The 23,604-nt window shown below is 53.3% G+C and carries 27 protein-coding genes and 1 other RNA gene; 15 read left to right on the top strand and 13 right to left on the bottom strand.

Going from position 1 to position 23,604, the window contains the following annotated elements:
• Window positions 1-71: 71 nt before the first annotated feature.
• On the top strand, window positions 72-1,559 hold the full coding sequence (gene glpK / locus ABXG94_RS06625; protein WP_353533042.1) for a glycerol kinase GlpK: 1,488 nt from the start codon (window positions 72-74) through the stop codon (window positions 1,557-1,559).
• 134 nt (window positions 1,560-1,693) lie between these two features.
• The gene (locus tag ABXG94_RS06620; RefSeq protein ID WP_353533041.1) at window positions 1,694-2,212 is read left to right on the top strand and encodes an alkylphosphonate utilization protein; all 519 of its coding nucleotides are present in this window, start codon (window positions 1,694-1,696) and stop codon (window positions 2,210-2,212) included.
• Window positions 2,213-2,676: 464 nt separating this feature from the next.
• Here ABXG94_RS06620 and dtd read toward each other — a convergent pair whose 3' ends face one another.
• The 8 genes from dtd to ABXG94_RS06580 all read right to left on the bottom strand — a co-directional run bounded on the left by dtd (window position 2,677) and on the right by ABXG94_RS06580 (window position 10,699).
• Window positions 2,677-3,126: a D-aminoacyl-tRNA deacylase gene (gene dtd / locus ABXG94_RS06615; protein ID WP_353533040.1), complete on the bottom strand. Its 450-nt coding sequence runs from the start codon at window positions 3,124-3,126 to the stop codon at window positions 2,677-2,679.
• Window positions 3,127-3,147: 21 nt separating this feature from the next.
• A complete protein-coding gene (locus ABXG94_RS06610) occupies window positions 3,148-4,272 on the bottom strand; it encodes a TFIIB-type zinc ribbon-containing protein (RefSeq protein ID WP_353533039.1) in 1,125 nt (374 codons plus the stop codon).
• A gap of 46 nt (window positions 4,273-4,318) precedes the next feature.
• Window positions 4,319-5,437 (bottom strand): SPFH domain-containing protein, encoded by a 1,119-nt coding sequence (locus ABXG94_RS06605; RefSeq protein WP_353533038.1) that lies wholly within the window; start codon window positions 5,435-5,437, stop codon window positions 4,319-4,321.
• Between the two features lie 17 nt (window positions 5,438-5,454).
• Complete coding sequence (locus ABXG94_RS06600; RefSeq protein WP_353533037.1) at window positions 5,455-6,324, bottom strand: DUF2927 domain-containing protein; 870 nt, start codon at window positions 6,322-6,324, stop codon at window positions 5,455-5,457.
• Between the two features lie 60 nt (window positions 6,325-6,384).
• Complete coding sequence (locus tag ABXG94_RS06595) at window positions 6,385-7,584, bottom strand: toxic anion resistance protein (protein WP_353533036.1); 1,200 nt, start codon at window positions 7,582-7,584, stop codon at window positions 6,385-6,387.
• 25 nt (window positions 7,585-7,609) lie between these two features.
• Window positions 7,610-8,488, bottom strand: coding sequence for a 5-bromo-4-chloroindolyl phosphate hydrolysis family protein (locus ABXG94_RS06590; protein ID WP_353533035.1), 879 nt, complete (start codon window positions 8,486-8,488; stop codon window positions 7,610-7,612).
• A 251-nt stretch (window positions 8,489-8,739) separates the two neighbouring features.
• Entirely contained in the window at window positions 8,740-9,558 is an 819-nt protein-coding gene (locus tag ABXG94_RS06585; protein WP_353533034.1) for a TerC family protein, read from the bottom strand.
• Window positions 9,559-9,664: 106 nt separating this feature from the next.
• On the bottom strand, window positions 9,665-10,699 hold the full coding sequence (locus ABXG94_RS06580; RefSeq protein WP_353533033.1) for a pseudouridine synthase: 1,035 nt from the start codon (window positions 10,697-10,699) through the stop codon (window positions 9,665-9,667).
• Between the two features lie 62 nt (window positions 10,700-10,761).
• Between ABXG94_RS06580 and ABXG94_RS06575 the strand changes: the two genes are divergently transcribed.
• The 7 genes from ABXG94_RS06575 (at window position 10,762) to rnpB (ending at window position 15,667) form a co-directional block, all read left to right on the top strand.
• The gene (locus tag ABXG94_RS06575) at window positions 10,762-11,214 is read left to right on the top strand and encodes a nucleoside deaminase (RefSeq protein ID WP_353533032.1); all 453 of its coding nucleotides are present in this window, start codon (window positions 10,762-10,764) and stop codon (window positions 11,212-11,214) included.
• 110 nt (window positions 11,215-11,324) lie between these two features.
• Window positions 11,325-11,981 (top strand): ceramidase domain-containing protein, encoded by a 657-nt coding sequence (locus ABXG94_RS06570; RefSeq protein WP_353533031.1) that lies wholly within the window; start codon window positions 11,325-11,327, stop codon window positions 11,979-11,981.
• 34 nt (window positions 11,982-12,015) lie between these two features.
• Window positions 12,016-12,303 (top strand): Asp-tRNA(Asn)/Glu-tRNA(Gln) amidotransferase subunit GatC, encoded by a 288-nt coding sequence (gatC, locus tag ABXG94_RS06565; RefSeq protein ID WP_353533030.1) that lies wholly within the window; start codon window positions 12,016-12,018, stop codon window positions 12,301-12,303.
• Window positions 12,303-13,790 carry an Asp-tRNA(Asn)/Glu-tRNA(Gln) amidotransferase subunit GatA gene (gene gatA / locus ABXG94_RS06560; RefSeq protein ID WP_353533029.1) on the top strand — a complete coding sequence of 496 codons (1,488 nt, stop codon included), beginning with the start codon at window positions 12,303-12,305 and terminating at the stop codon, window positions 13,788-13,790. Before gatC ends, gatA begins: the two co-directional genes overlap by 1 nt.
• 36 nt (window positions 13,791-13,826) lie before the next feature.
• Entirely contained in the window at window positions 13,827-14,504 is a 678-nt protein-coding gene (locus tag ABXG94_RS06555) for a hypothetical protein (protein ID WP_353533028.1), read from the top strand.
• Window positions 14,504-15,193 (top strand): N-acetylmuramoyl-L-alanine amidase, encoded by a 690-nt coding sequence (locus ABXG94_RS06550; RefSeq protein ID WP_353533026.1) that lies wholly within the window; start codon window positions 14,504-14,506, stop codon window positions 15,191-15,193. Before ABXG94_RS06555 ends, ABXG94_RS06550 begins: the two co-directional genes overlap by 1 nt.
• An 88-nt stretch (window positions 15,194-15,281) precedes the next feature.
• Window positions 15,282-15,667, top strand: an RNA gene (gene rnpB, locus ABXG94_RS06545) — RNase P RNA component class A.
• A gap of 75 nt (window positions 15,668-15,742) precedes the next feature.
• Here the strand turns inward: rnpB and ABXG94_RS06540 are convergent.
• Window positions 15,743-16,636, bottom strand: a complete 894-nt coding sequence (locus ABXG94_RS06540) for a LysR family transcriptional regulator (RefSeq protein WP_353533025.1) — start codon at window positions 16,634-16,636, stop codon at window positions 15,743-15,745.
• A gap of 126 nt (window positions 16,637-16,762) precedes the next feature.
• On the opposite strand from ABXG94_RS06540, the gene ABXG94_RS06535 reads away from it, so the two are divergent.
• The 3 genes from ABXG94_RS06535 to ABXG94_RS06525 all read left to right on the top strand — a co-directional run bounded on the left by ABXG94_RS06535 (window position 16,763) and on the right by ABXG94_RS06525 (window position 18,311).
• Window positions 16,763-17,275 carry an SRPBCC family protein gene (locus ABXG94_RS06535; RefSeq protein WP_353533024.1) on the top strand — a complete coding sequence of 171 codons (513 nt, stop codon included), beginning with the start codon at window positions 16,763-16,765 and terminating at the stop codon, window positions 17,273-17,275.
• A 258-nt stretch (window positions 17,276-17,533) separates the two neighbouring features.
• Window positions 17,534-17,701 carry a 50S ribosomal protein L33 gene (gene rpmG / locus ABXG94_RS06530; RefSeq protein ID WP_106607011.1) on the top strand — a complete coding sequence of 56 codons (168 nt, stop codon included), beginning with the start codon at window positions 17,534-17,536 and terminating at the stop codon, window positions 17,699-17,701.
• A gap of 97 nt (window positions 17,702-17,798) precedes the next feature.
• Window positions 17,799-18,311 (top strand): GNAT family N-acetyltransferase, encoded by a 513-nt coding sequence (locus ABXG94_RS06525; protein ID WP_353533023.1) that lies wholly within the window; start codon window positions 17,799-17,801, stop codon window positions 18,309-18,311.
• Window positions 18,312-18,336: 25 nt separating this feature from the next.
• Here the strand turns inward: ABXG94_RS06525 and ABXG94_RS06520 are convergent, their stop codons facing one another.
• The 3 genes from ABXG94_RS06520 to ABXG94_RS06510 form a co-directional block, all read right to left on the bottom strand.
• Entirely contained in the window at window positions 18,337-18,771 is a 435-nt protein-coding gene (locus tag ABXG94_RS06520) for a hypothetical protein (protein ID WP_353533022.1), read from the bottom strand.
• 142 nt (window positions 18,772-18,913) lie between these two features.
• Window positions 18,914-19,693, bottom strand: coding sequence for a Bax inhibitor-1/YccA family protein (locus ABXG94_RS06515; RefSeq protein ID WP_353533021.1), 780 nt, complete (start codon window positions 19,691-19,693; stop codon window positions 18,914-18,916).
• 118 nt (window positions 19,694-19,811) lie between these two features.
• Entirely contained in the window at window positions 19,812-20,021 is a 210-nt protein-coding gene (locus ABXG94_RS06510; protein WP_353533020.1) for a DUF1127 domain-containing protein, read from the bottom strand.
• A gap of 125 nt (window positions 20,022-20,146) precedes the next feature.
• On the opposite strand from ABXG94_RS06510, the gene ABXG94_RS06505 reads away from it, so the two are divergent.
• Window positions 20,147-21,049: a LysR family transcriptional regulator gene (locus ABXG94_RS06505; protein ID WP_353533019.1), complete on the top strand. Its 903-nt coding sequence runs from the start codon at window positions 20,147-20,149 to the stop codon at window positions 21,047-21,049.
• Window positions 21,050-21,076: 27 nt separating this feature from the next.
• Here ABXG94_RS06505 and ABXG94_RS06500 read toward each other — a convergent pair whose 3' ends face one another.
• Window positions 21,077-22,039 (bottom strand): NADPH:quinone oxidoreductase family protein, encoded by a 963-nt coding sequence (locus tag ABXG94_RS06500; protein WP_353533017.1) that lies wholly within the window; start codon window positions 22,037-22,039, stop codon window positions 21,077-21,079.
• A gap of 289 nt (window positions 22,040-22,328) precedes the next feature.
• Here ABXG94_RS06500 and ABXG94_RS06495 point away from each other — a divergent pair, with 289 nt between their 5' ends.
• Window positions 22,329-22,694 (top strand): helix-turn-helix domain-containing protein, encoded by a 366-nt coding sequence (locus tag ABXG94_RS06495; protein ID WP_353533016.1) that lies wholly within the window; start codon window positions 22,329-22,331, stop codon window positions 22,692-22,694.
• 49 nt (window positions 22,695-22,743) lie between these two features.
• On the top strand, window positions 22,744-23,547 hold the full coding sequence (hisN, locus tag ABXG94_RS06490; protein ID WP_353533014.1) for a histidinol-phosphatase: 804 nt from the start codon (window positions 22,744-22,746) through the stop codon (window positions 23,545-23,547).
• The last annotated feature ends 57 nt before the right edge of the window (window positions 23,548-23,604 follow it).

Below are 23,604 nucleotides of genomic sequence, written 5' to 3'. Positions count from 1 at the left end.
AACAGACCCTTGCCTCATCTGCGTTCTCGGGCATTCTGCAATGACTGCAGTCAGACATGGGTGAAACTAGCATGACTTATATCCTCGCCATCGACCAAGGCACCACATCCACACGCGCCATCCTTTTTGATGCGGACATGAAGATCATCGACAGCGCCCAAGAGGAATTCACCCAGCATTTTCCCGATTCCGGTTGGGTCGAACATGATCCGATGGATCTGTGGAACACCACGCTGTCCACCTGCAACGCGGTCTTTGCCAAAGTCGGTATCACTGCCGCCGATGTGACCGCCATCGGCATCACCAACCAGCGCGAAACCACGGTGATCTGGGATCGGCAAACCGGTGAACCGGTGCACAACGCCATCGTATGGCAAGACCGCCGTACAGCCGACATCTGCCGCATTCTAAAATCCGAAGGCCATGAAGAGCTGGTGACCGACACCACAGGCCTGCTGCTAGATCCATATTTTTCCTCAACCAAAGTCAAATGGATCCTGGATCATTCCGAGGGCTTGCATGCCCGCGCGCGTCTGGGGCAATTGGCCTTTGGCACCGTTGACAGCTGGATCATCTGGAACCTCACCGGCGGCAAGCGCCATGTGACCGACGCCACCAATGCCGCACGCACCATGCTTTATGACATCCACAAGGGCAAATGGAGCAGCCGCATCTGCGATCTGCTGGATATCCCGCAGGCCATGTTGCCCGAAGTGCTGGACTGCGCCGCGGATTTTGGCACCACCGACGCCGGTATTTTTGGGGCCGAAGTGCCGATTTTGGGCGTCGCGGGCGATCAACAAGCGGCCACCCTTGGCAACGCTTGTTTTGAGCCGGGCATGATGAAATCCACTTATGGCACCGGCTGCTTTGCTCTGCTTAACACCGGCGACACACCCGTGGCGTCCAAAAACCGCCTGTTGACCACCATTGGCTACCAATTGGATGGCAAACCCACTTATGCGCTGGAAGGGGCGATCTTTATTGCGGGTGCTGTGGTGCAATGGCTGCGCGACGGGTTGGGCATTATCAAAGACGCCAAAGAAACCCAGGGTTTGGCCGAACAGGCTGACAAATCCCAAGACCTGATCCTTGTGCCCGCCTTCACTGGTCTTGGCGCGCCCTATTGGGCCCCGGATTGTCGCGGTGCCATCTATGGATTGACGCGCGGCTCTGGCCCAGCCGAATTCGCCCGCGCAGCCCTTGAAAGCGTCGGGTTTCAAACACGCGATCTGTTAGAGGCGATGCGCGGCGATATGGGCGAAGCGGTGCAAACCCAAATCCTGCGAGTTGACGGCGGCATGACCGCCAGCGATTGGGCGATGCAGTTTCTTGCAGATATCATCGGCGCACCAGTGGATCGGCCAGAGGTGTTGGAAAGCACCGCCCTTGGTGTGGCTTGGCTGGCAGGTATGCGGGCAGGGGTCTATCCCGACCAACAAGGCTTTGCGGCCACTTGGCGTCTGGAGCAAAAGTTTGAGCCAAAAATGCAAGAGCCTTTCCGCGAAGACAAATATGCCGCTTGGAAACGCGCGGTTGATGCCACATTGGCCGTGTAATCTACGCAACACAAACCAAGCAGGGCGGCGTCGCGTCGCAGGGTGACCTCCAAAGCGCCGCCGCCCTGCGGTTGCACCTAGACGACAGGCTTCATTGTGCCCATAAGCGGTTCAAACCACTCCAAGGGGGCATAATGGCCTGCGCAATCTGTTCATCTGACGCCAATCTTTCCAAATTCACCGTCACCCCGCGCGATGACGTTCTGCTGTTGTGTGCAACCTGTTTACCTGCCGCCCAAGGTGACATCAGCGATGCACCGCATTGGCAGTGTTTGAACGACGCCATCTGGTCTGCTGACGCTGCCACCCAGGTGCTGGCCTTTCGCTTGCTCAGTGCTCTGCCACAATCCCCATGGGCGCGGGACCTTTTGGACATCGCATATCTGGAACCTGAAACCCTGGACTGGGCTAAGGCTGGTCTTTCTGACGAACCCCAGGTGATCCACCGCGATAGCAACGGTGTGGTGCTTTCCGCAGGTGACTCTGTTGTGTTGACAAAAGATTTGCCCGTCAAAGGCGCTGGATTTACCGCCAAACGCGGCACGCCTGTGCGCAACATTTCCCTGGTGCAAACCAATCAAGAACATATCGAAGGTCGCGTCGAAAGCCAACGCATCGTGATATTGACCAAGTTCGTGAAAAAGACCGGATAGGCCTGTAACAGTCGTCTCGCCTCTCTATTCTTGTTAAAGACCAGGTGTCTTGAATGGGCATCAAGAATGCCCGTCTTTGCGCGAAGTGTTTGGCATGGCTGTCTCGCTTTCCGCCTTCCTGCGCGACTGTATTTTCATCCACTTGAACCCTGACCTATGACCGTCAAAATCACGTCGAGTGTTGCATCAAGACGTTAAAAATTGGTTCTCAAAAAAACTGCACGAAAAAGGGGCTTTTTTGGGCGCTGTTAACCTAATCTGCATAGCAAGCCGACTAAGCTTGCTCGAATCGTACGTTTCAGGGCCTCAAACGTACAAATTGTACAATTAGGCAAACATTTAACGGGCGCACTTAGGGGGGTGTGGCGTGCAACACCACAACAGTTAGTTCAAAGACAGGCACAAAGCTTAGCGAGGCGTAAACAGGCGGCCAAAAAAGTCAGCGTTAATACACAGCGCGCTGGCTATTTCCATTGATCCGTGTCGAGCCAAATGGTCACCGGCCCATCGTTGATTAACGAAACTTTCATATCTGCGCCAAATATGCCTTTTTCAACGGGAACGCCGGTTTCTGCAATCGATTTGGTGAAATACTCATAGAACATATTTCCGTCATCTGCACCGCAAGCTGTTGAAAAGCCAGGTCTATTTCCGCTGCGCGTATCTGCGGCCAATGTGAATTGGCTGACCACCAAGGCGCTGCCACCGATATCAAGAACGGACTTATTCATTTTGCCGTTTTCGTCTTGGAAAATGCGAATCTTGCTGATTTTTCTGGCTAATTTATCGGCGTCTGCTTCAGAGTCACCTTTCATGGCACAGATCAGTATCAACAAACCCTGTGTGATCTCTCCGGTAACCACATCATCCACCCGCACCTCGGCTTGGGAAACCCGCTGAATCACTGCTCGCATTTCTGTGCGCCTTTTTCTATCTTATTGATTCATTGCGATAAAATAACCAATTCCACCCGCAACGATGGCCCCAGCTATCACGGCTATGGCGATTTTCCAAGCGGACCATGGCCGTTCGCCCTGCACCCGGCCTGTGCGGCCATTCACTACAAATCGATAGGTATTTCCCCGGTATTTATAGGCTGCCATCCAAACCGGTAAAAGCACGTGTTTAAAAGTCACATCAGATACCAACGTGTTGATATCATGAACTCTTTGACGGTCACCGCCAATATCAAATTTGACATCCCGCAGGATCACGCGATCCATATGCTGGCGGGCTTCTACAAAGCCCTCTTCCAGCTCGACTGCATAGCCTTCAGCGCGAAATCCTGCAAGGAATTCAGGGCGATAAGGCTCCAGTGCCGACAAATCCCATGGCTCAAGAGCATCTGTAAAACGTTTGGGCAAACTTTTGGACGCAAGCACCAAGACATCATCAAAAAATCGTGCCACACGCCCTGATTTCGGACGCCAGCGTACTTTGGCAACACGTTTTGTTTGTTGTTTTCCGCTAATCGTGACGGTGCGGTTTTCATAATACACCGTGCCACGCTCACCTTGATAGCTGGACTTGGTGTCGGCATCAAACGTCCAATAGGGCACATAGATGCCGTTCATCTTACGGCCTTTTCGGGCGTATTCTTGCAAGCCGTTGGGTGCAAACCATAATTTCCCCAACCACTGGCCCATCGCCCCATGGGCTGCGCGCTCATCCAGCGCAAAAGGCAGCACGCCACGCGGTTTGATATGGCGGTGTTTGCCGGTGTCTGCAACAACCGGCGTCGCGCAAAATGGACAATCTGTGGCGTGATCTACCGCGTCAAATTCCACCTGAGCGGCACAATTTGGGCAAGTTGAAACACGGGTTACCTCGATCTCCTGCGCGGGCAATTGGTTCTGCAACGCGCGGTCAAAATCCAACTCTTTGATTGAGCCTTTCCAAGGACCGACGTCTTCAATTGCTTCGTGGTGGCCACAATGGTCACAGCGTAATTCACCGGCCTCTGGTGCAAAGCGATAGTCAGCACCGCATTGGTCACAGGGAAACCTGTGCTCATTTTCTGGTTTAGTTGGCAGTGGTGGAATCGGTGGCAATTCTGTCATGTCGGTCTACTTAGATGATCAAGAACAATGGTTTAGCCGATGTTTCTTATGCGCCAGGAGGCGGCGGGGGAGGCATGGTGGTGAACAGCTGCGCCAGTTCAGTAACATCTTGGGCGGCTTTCCAACCGTCTTGGCCCGCAGTCCAAACATAGGTTTCACGGGTCAGTTTGCCGTCAGCGGCCATGCGTCCAAGTTTGGCTTTGGAAAAGGGGCCTGTGGTTTTACCGCCTTCTGCAATATGCCAGACATGCTCGACGGGCGGGGGTGGAGGGGCCGCGACGGCGGTCGACTGAGGGGCCGCCCCCCAAGGTCCGCTGTTTTGCTGTTGCATCAAATTTCCGGCCATCGCCATGCCCATCCCCGCACCCAGGCCTGTGCCCATTGCGTTCCCTGCAGCACCCTCATTGCCCATGGCTTCGGCTGCTTTCCATTTCATATGGGCGTCCAAATTTCCGGCGATGCCACGCGAGGTACGAGCGTCCAATGCGGTCTCGACGGCAGGCGGTAAGGATATGTTTTCAATGTATAATTCAGGGATAGACAGGCCATATTGGCTGATCACCGGTTCGATGGCCTGGGCCACCAACTTACCAACGTCAGCGGTATTGGCCGCCATGTCCAGAACTGGAATACCCGACTTTGCAATCGCGCGCGAAAACTCTTGTACGATGATGTTACGGATTTGAAAGCTGATCTCGTCCATGGTGAACTCACCATCTGTGCCAACGATTTCAGTCAAGAAACGCGCCGCATCATTCACACGGACTGAATAGGTGCCATAGGCCCTTAATCGCACGGGGCCGAATTCTGGGTCGCGGCACATAATCGGGTTTTTGGTGCCCCATTTCAAATCGTTGAAACGGGTGGTGTTTACAAAGTAAATTTCTGATTTAAAGGGGCTTTTAAAGCCGTGATCCCAATGATTTAGCGTTGTCATGATGGGCATGTTGTTGGTTTCAAGCATGTAAAGCCCAGGCGTGAACACATCTGCCAGCTGACCTTCGTGTACAAACACGGCTGCCTGGCCTTCGCGCACCGTCAGCTTGGCCCCATATTTGATCTCGTGGCCCTCGCGTTCAAATCGCCAAACCATCGTGTCGCGTGTGTCGTCGACCCAATGAATAACATCAATGAATTCGCCGGTGAGGAAGTCGAAAATACCCATGGGTTTCTCCTAATTGGTCATAGATCTTGGCCCATGCGTTCGCGGGCAAGAATACGAATGATGGGGCGTGCTTGATCAGCAGTCATGCCGATGGCAAGCCGAGGGTCATATAGCATATTTAGCAGAGCCTGGTCGTGGCTTGTCAGATAGGCAAATTCGTCGTCGTCATTGAAAATCGACGGGCGCGCCAATGGGCTATCGTTCACCAAACCGAGGCCCTGCGAGATTTCTTCATGAAAACAAGCCTGACGCAATAGCTCTGGATGTTCGGCGCGCACGATGGCGACGCCGGACATGATTTTGGGCTCGTCAGAATCCGCATGGCTTACGATCACCAAGCAATGCATGTCACGTGGCAAGTTCTGCAGTAAGGTCCGATGGGCGTTTGAAAGGCTGGGCAAAAGGTTCGAAAACCGTTGCGCCATAGCGGTTCTGTCGTCTTCGCCGACCACAAGAACGTTGAAGTTTATACGGGTTTTTGCAGTCGTCACCGGGTGGCCGGTGACGCGTCCCAACCGGTCTGCGAATTTGGCGACAAAGGCTTTGTCCTTGGCGCGTTGCGCCGCATCGACGCTGGGGCCAAATTCAACACCTATACGCACGGGCTTGTCCCAACGTGCCAAAAGTCGGGCCTCTCCGGTGCTTCTCTGAAGGCTGGTTCCGATACTATGCTCATCATAGAACGCGATTTTTTCGAAGTTTCGCGCCAGATTATCTGCGGAATATGGCGTGTCTGGGCCACCGCCGTCAACGCGCATAAGGCCCTGAACCAAAAGGTCATTTTGAACATTTTTATAATATGTCCGCACCGATTCACTAGCGGCGCTTGGCGCGGCAGGCAACGGCAAGGATGCAGGTGTCGGGGCCGGTGCAACGGGCGCAGCCAAATCGCACGCCGCAAGCGCACAAAATGCCAAACCAGTTAAACGAGCCCCGAGATATGCCATTTATTCAGAGCCAGCAGAAGTCGCGATAGTTTCACCAAGCCCGGTCGCTTTGGCTTTGGCAGAAGCCAGCGTATCGCGCAGTTCTGCTTCCATTGATTTTAAATCAACCTCTGCAGCGGCACGGCGCGCTTTGCCTTCGTCGGCGATTTGCAGGCTTTCTTCGATGGTTCCAATCAGATCTGCGTTGGCCTGCTTGACGGCCTCAATGTCAAAGACACCACGTTCCATTTCTTCGCGGATCACTTTGTTGCTGTCGCGCAGATTTTTGGCGTTGGACGTCAGCAATTCATTGGTCAGATCATTGGCATCGCGCACTGCTGCGGCGGCTTCTGCGCTGCGCTGGATTGTGACAGCCTGGGCCAATTGCGTTTCCCAAAGAGGCACGGTGTTAACCAAAGTTGAATTGATCTTGGTGACCAGCGATTTGTCGTTTTCTTGAACCAGACGGATAGAGGGCAGGGACTGCATCGTCACCTGACGGGTCAGTTTCAGATCATGCACCCGGCGTTCCAGATCGTCGCGCGCTGCACGCAAATCACGCAGCTCCTGCGCCTTCATTACTTGATCTTTTTCTTCTGCGGCTTGGACCTCGGCTTCCTTTGCAGGAATGTCTTTGGCGTCAAGCTCTGCTATTTTGGCTTCACCCGCAGCGATATACAGCGCCAATTCATCATAAAACGTAAGTGTTTTATCATACAGTAAATCCAAAGATTTGATGTCTTTCATCAACGTGTGTTCGTGGTCCAGCAAGCTGTCAGTGATCTTATCAATTTGCCCCTGCACTTGTTCAAACCGTGCTGTGAATTTGGCAAACGGTGCCGCTTTTCCCAATATCTTTTCCCAGAAACTGCGTTTGCGGCGCACATCAAGTTCGGAAATCGAAAAGCCGCGTATCGTCGTGACGATATTGCGCAGGCTATCGCCGGCTGGGCCAACGTCTTTGTTGCGCACGCCCTGCAGCATCGACTGGCTGATTTCTTGCAATTCCGCTTGGGCAGAGGATCCAAAAGTCACAATCGAATTTGTGTCCTCCATGTCCAATTCGGCCATTCGTTTGGTGATTTCATCGCTTGTGGGGGCGTCGGCTTCAGCCAGCGGCACGATGGCTGTGCTTTCGGCGGGCTCGGCCAATACCACGGCATTGATTGCTTCGACTTCTGCCAAAGTGGCTTCGGCTTTTTGACGTACTGTCTCTGACATTTAAGTTCCCTCGCGTTTTATGGCGTTATACATCGTCTCTGATGCCTTCGCGTTGCAGGCGTTCGCGCAACACGTCAATTTCTACCGTCAGGTCGCTATGGTCGTTGATCAGCAGCGTGCGGGTGCGTGCTGCAAAGTTTTGTTCCAGATCGTTCAGCAACTCTTCATATCCTGCGCGTGCCTTAGAGTTTTGGTTGCGGGCATAGACATCTGCGAATTTCGAAGTCGCATCCCGCGCGCCCTTTAGATAGACCGACAGATATTTTCGCGCAGAAGTCAGGTCGCGTGGATCGTCTTCGATAGTGCGAAAAAGATCTCTGGCGGTGGTTTCAAATTGCGCCACCCGGCGCTCTAGATCGCGATCCCCTGCGCGCAAAATAGCGTCACGCATCGCGGTCAGATGTTTCTCGGCCTCTTCAACGGCGCGTGCCACGCGATCGGTTTGGAACGTATCAATGCCCTCGGCACCCTTGTCGGTTAGGGGATCAAGACCAAAGGCAAGCAGATGCAGACCGGTTCCAAAAATCACAAAGATAAGCGCATCTATCACGCCAAATCCCGCCAGTCCGGCAATGCCCAAGCCAAGCCCGGTTAAAACGCCACCGATGATCTTGCGCGGCATAGCAGGACGGCGCGCGATTTTGCGCGCGTGATAGGCCTCCTCGGCCAGCAATCCCTCGCGTGTCAACCAAGCGCCTAATAAAAGCGTTCCAAGGCTGGCCAAATACTGCGCCATGACAATGGGTTCCGAGGTGAAAGCTTTCCAGAGCAAGGGCAGGGGGACTAAAAACAGCAAATTGACACGGCCGCCTACGCGGGTTCGTTTGGCATTCAAAAATTGTTTTGAATGCGTGTCCTTTGACTTGCCGTTTGGGCTGTATTTTCCACCAAAATTCTGCGCCATTTAGTTGCCTCCTGCGACAGAGACGTAAAACACCAAAATGACGAGAACGATAAACGCCAGTTTTTGTAGTCCAGTTCCAGACATGTAATAGCTATCCCCGCTAACCCTGCTAGAAACTTAGGAACTTTTGAACTGTGTTGCTAGGGGGAAGAAAACCAAAGCGGTATCACGCCGAGGTCTATTTTTGGTGCCAGACCTAAAGAAAACGCCCGCGCGATGCGGGCGTTTTCGGATTCGACAGGGGCTTTGGCTTAGTGGCGAGCGTGAGACGCGCGCTCAGCGTTGAGTTTGCGCGAGTAGCCGGATTGGATGATTTCGACTGCAAACAATACCAAGACGCTGAAGTAGAAGGTGGTTTTGGACATTGGGATCACTTCATATCCAAAGAATTTCAGTGCCAAGGAATCATCATGCATCGCATGGGCTGCCGCTTGTCCGGATTCGCCAAGCAGTACAACACCAACGATCAGCAGAATGAACAGTCCCAAAACCTCATACATGCGGTTCTTTTCTAGAAAGCGTGTAACACCGTCTGCCAGCAATAGCATTGCGCCACCAGAAATCAGAATTGCGGCCGCCAAAATTGGAAACACATCGGTGATCGCCAACGCTGACAGAATGGAATCAAAGGAAAAAATCAGGTTCATCAGAACAATCAAGGTCACAACCTGTGCCGCTGACTTCCCACCCTTATTTGAAACATCGGCATCCAGATGCTCGATGGACAACATGTGCCCGATCTCTTTCACCGCCGTATAGATGATGAAAATTCCGCCAATGATAAAGATACAGGTGGCAAAGTTCACACCGCCTTCGATTAGGCCCGGCTGATTAAACACCCAGAATGGTTCTGACAAGGCGTCTATCAGTTCGATCATGGTGAACAATAGAACGACGCGCAGCGCCACCGCGAGGATAATGCCCCAAAAGCGGACAGATTTTTGGTGCGCCACAGGTGCGCGCTGAGATTCAATCGAAATATAAAGAAGATTGTCGAACCCAAGAACGGCTTGCAGAAAGCAAAGCATCACTAGGTTACCAAGGTTTTGAATTGTTAAAAGGTCGGCCATTAAAACACCCTTGCGTTACATGCATTTGATCTCTGCATAACGCAAGCGGTTGGCATCGCAAAGGCTTGAGAACGGGGAAATTTTCAGAGTGATCCCCCCGCGCGCGTTACCCCTTATACGGTGGCTTTCGTCCGGACCGCGCGGCGGCAGGTTTCCCTGACTTATCACCACTTCGCTTGCCACGTCCACGCGCGATCAAGTTACCATAGTCATCCCAAGGAGATTCTGGCCGTTTTTCTTTTGCGCGATTTTTTGAGGGTTTTGCAGCACCAGACTTGCTGGAGAATTTTTTGCCAAATGCAGGTATTTCAGATGCATGCTTGATTTGTGTGGTTTTGTCGCCGCTCTTGGCAGCACCGGTTGGCTTTTTACGCCGCGTGGGTTTTTTGCGCTCTTCAGGTGGTATCGCGCCATCAAGCCCTAGCTGGTCACGTACAACTTTGCGGCGCAGCTCTTCCACTTCGCCAGGTTTGATGTCGCCCAATTGAAATGGCCCATATGCGATGCGGATCAAGCGGTTTACTGTGAGATCAATCGCATTCATGGCGCGGCGAATTTCGCGGTTTTTGCCTTCGCGCAATGAGACAGTTACCCAAGCATTAGCACCTTTTTGACTGTCCAAGGTGATCGTCATCGGTGCAAAATCTTCACCCTCAACCGTGATACCCTTGCGCAGTGGATCAAATTGCGCATCAGTTGGGCGGCCATTGACGCGCACTCGGTATCTGCGCACCCAGCCGGTGGATGGCAGTTCAAGCTTGCGTTTGACATCGCCGTCGTTGGTGAGCAACAGCAGACCCTCGGAATTCAGGTCCAGACGGCCAATTGTCATGACCCGCGGCAATGTTTCGGGCAGTTCGTCAAAAATCGTTTGGCGATCTTTTTCGTCTTTGTGACTGGTCACGAGCCCGCTTGGTTTGTGATACAACCAAATGCGTTCTGGTTCTTTTTCTGCGATAGGCTTGCCGTCAACCAGAATGCGGGACTTTGGCATTACATTAAGCGCAGGCGACGTTAATGTTTTACCATCAACGCACACGCGGCCAGCCTCGATCATACGCTCTGCGTCGCGGCGCGAAGCCACACCGGCGCGTGCCAGAACTTTGGCGATCCGGTCGCCTTTGGGTGTATCTTGGGTCATGGGCATTCTGTATCTGTCAAACAGGGATTGCGAAAGGGCCAATGCAGGGGCAAAAGATAAGAATGCAGTTTAAAAGCCACATGAACCTTGCGTTAACCGAAGCAGAGAAGGCCGCCGAGCGGGGCGAAGTGCCAGTTGGCGCGGTTCTGATCGCGCCAGATGGCCAGGTATTGGCTGCCGACGGCAATCGTACGCGAGAATTGAATGACCCAACCGCACATGCAGAGATCCTTGTGATACGTGCAGGTGGGGAAAAACTGGCGAGCGAACGGCTGACTGGTTGTGATCTATACGTGACATTAGAGCCTTGTCCAATGTGCGCCAGCGCCATTTCTCAGGCGCGTATTGCACGAGTTTATTATGGGGCATCGGATCCTAAGTCCGGCGGCGTTGCGCAGGGGCCGTGTGTCTTTAGTCACCCCCAAAGCCATCATGTTCCAGAGGTCTATGATGGATTGGCAAGCGCGGACAGCGAGGCTTTGTTGCGCGCTTTTTTCCACAATAAGCGCGCGTAGTATTTTTTATCTTTGGGGCCTTGGCGGAAGTTGGTATTTAATTGTGGCAGCTGGCAATAGGTCCGGCGTGTCAGCAAGCAACGTGATCAGCAAAACGAATCGGATGTTTCATGGATTGGGCACAGCAGGTTGATGGATATTGCGAGCGCCTGGACAGTGCGTTTTGGGCGGAACCTGTCAACGCCGTAACAAACTTGGCCTTCGTTATTGTGGCGTTGTTGATGTGGCGTCGTAGTTACGGGCTGCCACGTGCGCGGGTGCTTTGCATTGTCTTGGCACTGATCGGACTTGGCAGTTTTCTGTTTCACACCTTTGCGCAAACCTGGGCAGGGCTTGCAGACACTTTGCCGATCTTGCTGTTTGTGCTGTTGTATATTTTCGCGGCGACCAGAGATTTTTGGCAAAGCAGTACCTTGGTCGCTTTCAGCGCAGTGCTGTTGTTTGTGCCCTATGCGGCCCTAACCGTGCCTGTGTTTCAGAAAATTGCGTTTTTGGGCTCCTCGGCAGCTTATGGGCCTGTGCCTCTGTTGATCCTGATCTATGCGCTCGGTCTTAGTCGGAAGGTGCCGCAAACCGCAAAACGGCTTGCCGTTGGGGCAGGGTTGATTTTTCTGTCGATCGTAATACGCGCCACCGATTTGCCACTTTGCCCAAGCTTTCCACTGGGCACACATTTTCTATGGCATTTGTTGAATGCCGTTGCATTAGGGTGGATGATCGAGACCTACCGACGTCACATGCTTGCACCGATGCAAAACCAAGGCTAAACGCTATTTCCAAGTTGCAACTGGAGTTTTCGCAATGTCGATTGACAAGGACACCGCCGCACGCGTGGCAAAGCTCGCGCGTATTAAGGTTGAAGAGGATGCGCTGCCGGCCTTGGCGCAGGAATTTAACACAATCCTTGGGTTCATCGAGCAGTTGAACGAAGTTGATGTTGAGGGGGTCGAACCCATGACCTCTGTGACACCGCAGCGCCTGAAGCGCCGTGTTGATGTCGTGGCGGATGGTGACCAGCAGAAAAAAATATTGGCCAATGCGCCAGATGCGCGAGAAGGCTTTTTTGCCGTACCCAAGGTGGTTGAATAATGACGGATCTAAATACGCTTACACTGGCCGATGCACGCGACAAATTGCGTGCCAAGGATGTGACGTCGGTCGAGCTTACGCAATCTTGCCTAGACGCCGCCGAAGCTTCCGGGGCTCTCAATGCGTTTGTGCACAACACCCCTGAATTGGCTTTACAGCAAGCCAAAGCTGCAGATGCACGTTTGGCAGAAGGCGATGCGCCCGCGATGTGTGGCCTGCCCATTGGAATCAAAGACCTGTTCTGCACCAAGGGTGTCGCGAGCCAAGCTGGCAGCCGCATTCTGGAAGGGTTTATTCCTGAGTATGAATCCACTGTGACCCAGAACCTGTTTGACGCCGGGTCGGTTATGCTGGGCAAGTTGAACATGGACGAATTCGCCATGGGCAGCTCAAATGAAACTTCGGTTTACGGCAATGCAGTAAGCCCGTGGCGACGTGGTAATGACACCGCTGCCCTGACACCAGGCGGGTCATCAGGTGGATCAGCAGCAGCTGTGGCCGCCGATATTTGCCTCGCGGCAACCGGAACCGATACTGGTGGCTCTATTCGCCAACCGGCTGCTTTTACAGGGATTGTTGGGATCAAACCCACCTATGGGCGCTGTTCCCGTTGGGGTGTTGTGGCGTTTGCAAGCTCGCTTGACCAAGCTGGCCCAATGACCAAATCCGTGCGCGACGCTGCGATAATGCTAGAGGCAATGTCAGGTCACGACCCCAAAGATAGCACTTCTGCCGAATTGGCCGTGCCCAATTTTGAGGCGATGCTGACAGGCGATATCAAGGGGAAGAAAATCGGTATCCCAAAAGAATACCGTATGGATGGTATGCCAGAAGAAATCGAAAAACTCTGGCAAGACGGCACCGCTATGTTGAAAGCCGCGGGGGCGGAAATTGTTGATATTAGCCTGCCGCATACAAAATACGCTTTACCTTCCTATTACGTGATTGCGCCAGCTGAAGCCTCTTCCAATTTGGCGCGTTATGACGGTGTGCGGTATGGGCACCGCGCCAATTTGGCGGCAGGTGATGGCATCACTGAAATGTATGAAAAGACCCGTGCCGAGGGCTTTGGCTCAGAAGTTCAGCGCCGCGTCATGGTGGGCACCTATGTGCTGTCTGCTGGGTTTTATGATGCGTATTATAACCGGGCGCGTCGCGTGCGTGCCCTGATCAAAAAAGACTTTGATGATGTGTTCGCTGCGGGTATCGACGCGATCCTAACACCAGCAACGCCGTCCGCAGCCTTTGGATTGGGCGAAATGAACGACGCTGATCCGGTGAAAATGTATCTAAACGATGTCTTTACCGTCACCGTGAATCTGGCAGGGTTGCCAGGTATTTCCGTACCCACAGGCATCGACAGCCAAGGCTTGCCATTGGGCTTGCAGTTGATTGGCCGTCCTTGGGAAGAAGGCGATCTGCTAAATACCGCCTATGCGCTTGAAAACGCTGCTGGCTTTATAGCGAAACCAGGTCGTTGGTGGTAACGTCAGAAAAAAATGCATAAACCACGAGGCAAAACAATGCGGTTGATTTTGAGCGGCTGTGCAATTCTGGCGATGGTGGCTTGCAGCCCACCAGTTCCTGACAGCGGGGCCGGTGTTGGGTTTGATAACCCGGCCATGAACCCGCAATCATCAAGTGCGCCGGGGTTTGAGCCTGCAGTGCCGCCTGCGCAGGCGGTCTCACAAGAGACGCTTTCTACATTGCAGGCCACACAGTCTTTAACCGTTGTTGCAACCGCTCCAGCGGGCCAAAACGGGGTGGTGAACGCTAGCCCGTCCAATCCGCAGCCTGTCAAAGTTGAAAACGCCGGAATTTCCGATGAAAACGATTTTGCAACGGTCGGTACGCGGCGCACAATTGAAGATGACGCAAAACGCCGAGCTGATATTGCCGCACAATATCAAGTTGTTGCGCCAACAGATCTGCCTCAGCGTCAATCCTCGGGGCCAAATATCGTTGACTATGCGCTCAAAAGTACCAACCCGGTTGGGACACGTATATATCAACGGTTTGGATTGAACGCGCAGGCACGGTTTGACCGCAATTGTCGAAAATACCCGTCGCCTGATCAGGCGCAAATCGACTTTTTGACCAAAGGTGGTCCCGCAAAAGATCGGTTGGGCTTGGATCCGGATGGCGATGGCTATGCCTGTTCTTGGAACCCGCAACCGTTTCGCAAGGCCTTGAATGGCTGATGGGTTCCGAAGCGATTGATATCATTCAATATCCTTCTGGAAATTTTGGGCCGCGACGTGAAAACGCGCGGCCCTCTTTGGTGGTGATCCATTATACGGCGATGTCAGATGCGCAAAGCGCGCTTGACACCCTGTGCAACCCCAATACCGAAGTATCAGCCCACTACCTAATCGCTGCTGATGGGCGGGTTTTTCAGATGGTAGATGAAGCTGCGCGTGCTTGGCATGCGGGGGCAGGGCGCTGGGGCGACATCACGGATGTAAATTCTCATTCGATCGGAATCGAGCTTGATAACAAGGGCGATCACGGATTCTCCGAACCGCTGATGGCGTCTCTGGAACTGTTGCTTGAGGGGGTTTTGAAACGTTGGGATATTAAACCAAAAGGTGTGATTGCGCATTCTGACTTGGCACCGCAACGCAAAATTGATCCCGGGAAACGATTTGACTGGGCTCGGCTGGCAAAAAGGGATCTGGCCCTGTGGCCGGATGACAAAATAAGCACCGAAGAGTGGGCGCAATCGGCCAGAACTTTTGGGTACCCACTGGATTGTGATCCAGACCCAGAAAAGGCAAATAATCTTTGTTTTCAGGCGTTTAGATCAAGGTTTTGTCCTTGGAAAACGGGGGCAGAAGATGCCGAAGATCGCCGTATTATGGCGCGGCTTGTGGCGCAGGCTACGTCCTGAATTCACTTTTCCAAAAATACTCAAAACTTAACATTTCAGTCTGGGTCAGATTGACGATCCGGATGCCACAGCATATGTGAGCACCTGCGTAGGTGGCTGGGTGGCCGCGGGGGTAACCTCGAGGAAAGTCCGGACTCCACAGGGCAACGGTGCCGGGTAACGCCCGGCTGGGGAAACCCAAGGGATAGCGCCACAGAGAACAGACCGCCTTGTAGAAAAGCGTTGCTTTTCAATAGGGTAAGGGTGAAACGGCGAGGTAAGAGCTCACCGCGGTTCTGGCAACAGAACTGGCATGGCAAGCCCCACCGGGAGCAATGCCGAATAGGGATCGCACGCCGCTTGCGGCAGGGACGTCTTGGCCTGGCGATCCGGGTTGGCAGCTAGAGGGGATCAGGCAACTGGTCCTTTAGATGAATGGTCATCCAAAGAGGGCAACCTCTTGGACAAAATCCGGCTTATAGGCCGCCTGCGCACGTTCTCTTCATTTTTGGTTATTTGTACAATTTGTACGTTTGGCGGCCTGAAACGTACGATTCGGGCGTGGCCAAGCTAGATAGAGCAGTTGGCATAGGGCGAACTGAGTTTTTGCGCCAAAAAATCCATAACCAGACGTATACGTTTGTTGTGCCTGACGTCCGCATGACACGCGAGCCATAGCTGCAGTGGTGGGATGTCTAGCTGTGGCAGAATTCGCACCAAATCCGGCCAGCGCGCGGCCATGCCAGTGTGAAGGGGGCCGATGCCAATGCCCGCGCGCACCGCATGCAGTGCGGCCACATCATCGTCGCAGCGAAAATTGAAATCGCCCCGTGTCAAATCTATCCCTGCTGAATGAAAGGCGGCTATCAAAGTTGGGCTGCGATCCTGGCCGATCAAGACATGCTGTTTTAGAGCCGCAAGCGTTTGGGGCGCGTCATTGCGATCAAGATAATTTTTGTGGGCATAAAGCCCCATTGGAAGATCAGTAACTTTGCGCGCGATCAAGTCGTTTTGCGTTGGTCGGAACATGCGAATTGCAATGTCAGCGTCCCGTTGCAGCAGATTTGAAACAGCGTTGGTCACAACAATTTCCAAGTCAATTTCAGAGTGGGTTTGCATGAAGGCAGCAACTAAGCCGGGCAACAGCAATGTGCCGAAAATCTGATTTGTGGATAGCCGTACGGACCCAGATATTTGTTCTTCTAGCCCCGCTGCGACGCGCTCAAATTCCAATGCGCTGCCTGAAATTTCATTGGCGACTCCGACAAGGTCCGCCCCCTTCTCTGTGAGACGCATGCCCGCGCGACCTCTCGTAAATAGCTGAATGCCAAGTGCGTCTTCCAGCAGGTCGATATGGCGGCCCACAGTTGGTTGGGTGAGCGCGAGCTGTTTGGAAGCTGCAAGAAGCGAGCCGTGTTTCACAACAGCTTGGAACGTGCGGATATGATCAAGCGAATATGGCATTTCAGACCTGTATTAAATAATTTATATAAATTATCAAATTTTAGCCAATTTATAAAGCTTTATAAATGTTAGAAGCTGACACCCGTTGAGAGACACACTGAAACGTACAAACAAAGGAGAATTGGGATGTCAGTTCTATTGACTGCGGGAAAAATTGGGGTGGTGGCGCTTGCGGGACTTTATGCAGCAGGGCTGATGGTTGGTCCTTCGATCAGCACTCAAGTCGAAATATCGGCACCGGTTGACGCGGTTTGGCGCACGTTGACCCAAGGCGATGCTTATCCCGAGTGGAATCCTTTTGTGAAACATCTGTCGGGTGATCTGGTGGTCGGGTCACATTTGGATGTACTCATTCAACCCGAAGGCGGCAAAGCAATGCGGTTTAGACCTGAGGTACTGGCCGCTGATCAGAATTCTGAATTGCGCTGGGTTGGCAAGTTGGGTTTTCGCGGGGTCTTTGATGGCGAACATTATTTTCTGCTTGAGGAAACACCAGAGGGCACGACGGTTTTGCGCCATGGTGAGACATTCAGGGGGCTCTTAGCCTATCCGTTGCTCGCGCTCATTCGTCAGGACACGCTGGATGGATTTGTTCGCATGAATCAGGCGTTGAAACAGCGTGCCGAGCGAATGGTTTGAGGGCAGGGTATTGTGTAGGGACGCGTATCGGAATTGCGCAAGTGCTTTGGTGCCTAAATGGATTGGGGAAATGGTTGGCAAAGTAATAGGAAAGCAGCTTTTGATAACGGGATGGCCTGCCGAATGCAGGAGATCTGACAATTTTTCGGAAATCCCCAAGAATTCCCCTCGCTGGCCATTGACTTGGCTGGTGGCGTAGGTAAAAGGCCAGCTCAATAGAGATTTCACGGGCGCTGCTGCCCGCGCAGGAGAAGACACATGGCGAAGCCGACCACAATTAAGATCCGCCTGAACTCGACCGCGGGCACTGGCCATTTCTACGTGACCAAAAAGAATGCACGCACAATGACCGAAAAAATGGTCGTCCGTAAGTACGACCCGGTGTTGCGGAAGCATGTTGAGTACAAAGAAGGCAAGATCAAGTAAGATCGCTTTCAGACACATGCAAAAGCCGCGCCCCTTGAGCGCGGCTTTTTGTTTTTAAGACGTCGCGCCTGAACCGAGATTTTTCAGGACTGCGACAATGAATTCACAAATCACGATCCGCCCCGCGTTGCCCGCTGATGCTGACAGCATCTCGGCGATGATGCAGCTGTCTTATGGTCAATTATTGGCCCCTGACTATAATCCACGCATTTTGGCCAAAGCCTTGCCGCGTATTTCAACCGCACGTCCTGAATTGCTGACGTCAGGCACATATTTTCTGGCGCAAGAGACTGACACAGGCCGTGTTGTCGGGGCTGGGGGCTGGACGGATGTCAGCCCAACACGTGGCTTGGCTGCACGCGGAGAGGGGCACATGCGGCATGTGGCCGTGGCCCCCAGCGCATTGCGTCTTGGGATTGGGCGGGCGTTGGCGAAAGCGTCGTTTCAGTCGGCGCGGGCACAGGGCGTGCGGGCGTTGCGCTGCATGAGCACTTTGACGGCGCAAAGCTTTTATCAGGCGATGGGCTTTTCTTATGTGCAGGAAATTGAGCTTGCGCTTGAACCCGGTCTATTCTTCCCGGCCGTTGAAATGCGGCGCACGCTCAGCTAGGGCGTGCGTGCTGTCTGGGTGGGTTTTATTGCGTGACTATGCGGGCATTCTTTAGGATTGCAGCTTGCCAGGTTTCCGGGTCTCGGACCGGTATCAGATCGCCACGCAATACAATGCGCTGGCTTTCATCAATGACGGATATCGGCTCGGCAAGCGTGACCTGAAGATTTGCGCCGTGCTCTGAGTTTCCACATAAAGGGCAAAGGCCCATGTCCGATACCAGCAAAAGCTCTGTCACCTGGTCTCCGGGATACATGGGCACCGCATAGCCAGAAATTTTTATATCTTTGCCAATGGTGTCCATGTTGCTTGGGTACGTTTTTTGCACTTCATAAGAGGTTTCGGTGACAAGCTCTTTGATCTGAATTTGCTCGAGCAAATTCCATGCGTCTGTTTCGGCATGGGCGGTTGCTGCGGTGGCGCCAAGAGCAGCGGTGAGGGCGATACGGCTGTTGCGCATAGATAACTCCGGTTTGTGCAGCAATTGATGCTGTGGTTTGCGGCAAATGTTAAGTGCTTTTTTCACGGTTGGCCAAATACCGCGCAAAGAAAAAGGCCGGCTGAATAAGCCGGCCTTTGTAAGTTTGCGGTATGTTTGACGCTTATTCGCGATTGCCAAGCAGGCTGAGCAACATCATGAACATGTTGATGAAGTCCAGGTACAGGCTGAGGGCCCCCATGATGGCGGCTTTGCCCAGCCATTCGCTGTCACCCGCATGCGCGTGCTGCAAATAGGTGTTTTTGATGTTCTGCGTGTCATAGGCTGTGAGACCCGCAAAGATCAGGACACCTAGGATCGAAATCCCGAATTCAATGGCAGAAGAGCCAATGAAGATGTTGACGATAGATGCCACGATCAGGCCAATCACACCCATGATCAGGAAAGAGCCCCAACCTGAGATGTCTTTTTTGGTGCTGTAGCCGTAAAGCGACAGGCCAGCAAAGGCGATGGCGGTGACCAAGAACACCTGGATGATCGAAAAGCCGGTGTAAACGAGGAAGATCGAGCTGATCGACAGACCCATAAGGGTCGCAAAGGCAAAGAACGCCAGTTGCACACCAGAGGCTGACAGGCGCTTCATTGCTGCGCCAAAGCCAAAGAAGATAAAGGCCAGCGGAGCAAACATGATCACCCACTTAAGGGGAGACGTGTAAATCGCGCCACCCAAAGATGTCAGGTACTTGCCAGTGCCAATTTGCGCAACCGCCTGAGACGGGTCGCTGGTTACGGCCAATGTGGCAATCGCCCAAGCGGCAGCAAATGTAATCAACATGCCCGCGGACATGGTGCTGTACACTTTGTTCATATGGGCGCGTAGGCCCGCATCAATATCTGCTGCGCGTGCACCTGCGACGCCGCGGATTGTGTCAAATTCAGCCATCAATAGCCTCCGATAAAAGTCAGGGGTCCGCAAAGTGATGTGCGGACCGTCATTAGTGAATATCGGTGACTCAGCGCGGGTTTTCAAGGAATTCCGTATGAAATCCCGCGCGATTACATCATTTATACCAATGTTGTGGCACATCCCAGCTTGGGCGGCTGGCTTCGGTGCGGGCTTGGTCGGCGGTTAGGCCAATATCGTCAAGCGCTCTGGCATCCAGTGCCGCAAGCTTATTGCGCTCGCGGCGCAGGGCGATCAGGTCAAAGAGGCTGTGGCCTTTTTTCAAAGAGAGGCCTGCAAAGCGACCGAAAGAGTGTAGGTATGTCATGGTCATGTCCTTTCTTGAATGTGATGTTATCATCGAGTTCCATCAAAACTCTTGATGTATATGCCCGGCTATGGGATATTTTTAAAACGAATGTTTGTTGTCGGTTCCATCAAAAGGTGTGATGTATGAGAAATCTGGACGTGACCACATTGCGCAGCTTTATGGCTGTTGCGGATATGGGTGGGGTGACCAAGGCCGCTGGGTTTTTGAATCTGACCCAATCTGCGGTTTCAATGCAGCTGAAGCGCTTGGAAGAGTTGTTGGATGTGTCTTTGCTGGATCGCACAGGGCGGACAATCGCGCTGACAGCGGAGGGCGAACAGTTGCTGGGCTTTGCCCGTCGCATTGTGTCTTTGAATGACGAGGCTGTGCGGCGACTGACCCATGATGATTTTGAAGGCTCGATCAGCATGGGGGTGCCGCATGATATTGTGTATCCGGCCATTCCTCAGGTTTTGCAAAAATTCAACGCAGCTTATCCGCGGGTCAAAGTGGATTTGCACTTTAGTTATACTCAGGCATTGAAAGAACAGCACAGCAAGGGGGCGTTTGATTTGATTTTGACCACCGAAGCGACGGCCACACCCGAGTCAGAAGAGCTGTGCGCAACGCCCTTGGTCTGGGTTGGTGCCCAAGGGGGCGCAACATGGCGGCGGCGTCCGTTGCGTTTTGCTTCTTGTCGCAGGTGTCTTTTCCGGTCTGGGACTTTGGCGGGGCTGGATTCCGAGGGGATCGAGTGGGAACCTGCGCTTGATTCGACATCTGATCGGGCCGTCGAAGCCACCGTCAGCGCTGATTTGGCAGTGATGACCATGCTGGAAGGCACTGAGCCACCGCATCTGGAGGTGATCAACCACGCCGGAGTTTTACCCGACCTCGGTACTTATTACGTCAATATGTACGGGGCGGATGCCTCTAAGGGCGAAGCGATACAGGCGTTGGCAGATATGTTGCGCCTGTCCTTTTTGCAGATGCAACCGCATCGCGATGGCCGGTTTATACACCCGCGCCTCAGCACGGTTGGCTAAGTTGTAAGCGCGTAGCTATGACCGGTTTTAGGGCAGGGTGATCACAATTTTTCCCGTGGATTTGCGCGCCTTGAGCAAGCTCATGGCCTCTGCGGTTTGGTCTAGCGGTAAAACATGGCTGATATGCGGGCTGAGTTTGCCCTGTGTGAACCAGGCAAACAGGTGGGCCATGCTGTCGGTCACCACGTGCGGTTTGTATTTTAGATAACCGCCCCAATAGACGCCCATTACTGTCAGGTTTTTGACCAGCATGTGATTGGCGGGGATTTGCGGAACCTCGCCGCTGGCAAAGCCGATGGGCAGCAAACGGGCGTCTGGGTTGCAGGCGCGAAAGGCCGCTTTCCACTGGTCGCCGCCAACGGGGTCATAAACAACATCGGCCCCACCAAGATTTTTGACTGCGGTGCGCAGATCGTCCTGTGTGGCATCAATCAGGTGATCAGCACCGGCGTTTTTGGCAATGGCCAGCTTGTCTTGGCCGCGCGCGCAAGCGATGACCCTGGCCCCCATGAGTTTGCCAATTTCAACTGCGGTTAAGCCAACCCCCCCAGCGGCCCCCAGCACCAGTAGTGTTTCATTGGGCTGCAAGTCTGCGCGATAGGACAGGGCCACATGGCTGGTGCCAGAAGCGATTTGAAAGGCTGCGGCTTGTTCAAAGCTCATGCTCGCGGGCAGGGGCACAGCGCGTTCCACGTCAAACACACCGTATTCTGCCAGCCCACCTTGTCCGCCAAAGGCGGCAACCCGCGTGCCAATTGCCGGGCCTTCGGTGTCTGGGCCAAGCGCATCCACAACGCCCGCCACTTCCATGCCGGCCGTAAAGGGCACTTGCGGCGTGTCTTGATAACGCCCGGTTTGCATCAAAAGATCTGCGAAGTTTAAGCCACAGGCATGGATCTTGAGCCGCACCTGACCTTTGGCAGGTGCGGGGATCGGCAGGTCACTCAGCCGCGCTGGCGTGTCAAAGGACTGGACTTGGAAAGCGCGCATGATGTGGTCCTGTTTGTTAATGATCGGCCGCGCAATAATATTTCTCTATAATTTGGGTGCAATGAAAAAATGCAATGAATTCACCAAGCGTCAGCAACCTATGGTAACTTTGAATGCAAGTTTTTCTCAAATAGCTTGATCAATTGTAGAGCGATGTTATTATAACCTGTCGCCGAAGGGATGCGTGGTGACCAATCTTCACAGTTGGTGTCAGTGTGGGAGCTGGCTTCGACGCTCGGGCTTGCAGTATTTCTGTGTGTTCGGTTGATCAGTATTAAAGGAGTAAAGAATGACGCACCCCGTGGACGTCCATGTTGGTAAGCGTATCAGACACCGTCGTTGGTTGGTGGGCATGACCCAACAGCAGCTGGCGGAACAAGTCGGTATTAAATTCCAACAAATTCAAAAATACGAAACTGGTGCAAATCGCGTGAGCGCGTCCCGGCTTTGGGATATCGCAGAAGCGCTGGAAGTGCCGGTTAGTTTCTTCTTTGAAGGTATTGGTGAAAGCAACACAGAATCGACCTCTTCGTTTCCTGCCGATTTGATGGGCGACAAAGAAGCGTTGGATCTGGTGCGTTCTTATTATGCGATTCCTGAAAATCAACGCCGCCGCTTGTTTGAATTAGCGCGCGTTTTGAGCAACGTTGCTTGAGTTTTCCATCTGCCTGAGATAGCGATTTTGCGTCTGGGTAGGATTGAAAATGACTAAAGAAGATATCAACGGATCAGAGCTGCTTTTGGTAGCGAATGAAATGGCCGATGCTGCACGCTCGGCCATTTTGCCGTTTTTCCGACAGCAAGGCCTGGTGGCTGACAACAAGCTTGAAGCGGGGTTTGATCCGGTCACCGAAGCGGACAGGGCTGCCGAGCTGGCGATGCGTGAAGTTCTGGCCATAAAACGCCCGGATGACGCGGTTTTTGGCGAGGAATTTGGACATAGCGACGGCCGCACCGGGCTGACTTGGGTGCTAGACCCGATCGACGGCACGCGTGGATTTATCAGTGGAACACCCACTTGGGGTGTGCTGATTGCGGTGTCTGATGACACGGGCCCTTTGCTTGGCATCATTGATCAACCCTATATTAAAGAACGTTTTATTGGTGGTTTTGGGGTTGCCGAGGTGGTGGGACCCCATGGCACGAGACCGCTGAAAGCGCGGGCAGAAACTGCCTTGGACGAGGCGATCCTGTTCACCACATTTCCCGAAGTGGGGAGTGACGTGGAGGCCAGAGCCTTTCAAGCCGTTGCCAAAAAAGTCAAACTGACGCGGTATGGCACCGATTGTTATGCCTATGCGCTAGTCGCCTGCGGGCAGGTGGATTTGGTGATTGAGGCGCAGTTGAATGCCTATGACATTCAGGGGCCAATTGGTGTTGTCGAGGCGGCTGGGGGCATTGTGACAGACTGGCAGGGCAATCCTGCACCAAATGGTGGCCGGATTATTGCAGCTGCAAATGCACGGGTGCATGCCGAAGCGTTGCAGATTCTAAGTCAATTTGCATAGCTCAGCGGGGCGGGGCTTGATTTCAACTATACGTTGAAATAGGGTTTTCAACGGTCG

It is taken from the genome of Cognatishimia sp. WU-CL00825, from assembly GCF_040364665.1.
Classification (GTDB): Bacteria; Pseudomonadota; Alphaproteobacteria; order Rhodobacterales; family Rhodobacteraceae; genus Cognatishimia.
This window is presented reverse-complemented; position numbering and strand designations above follow the sequence as displayed.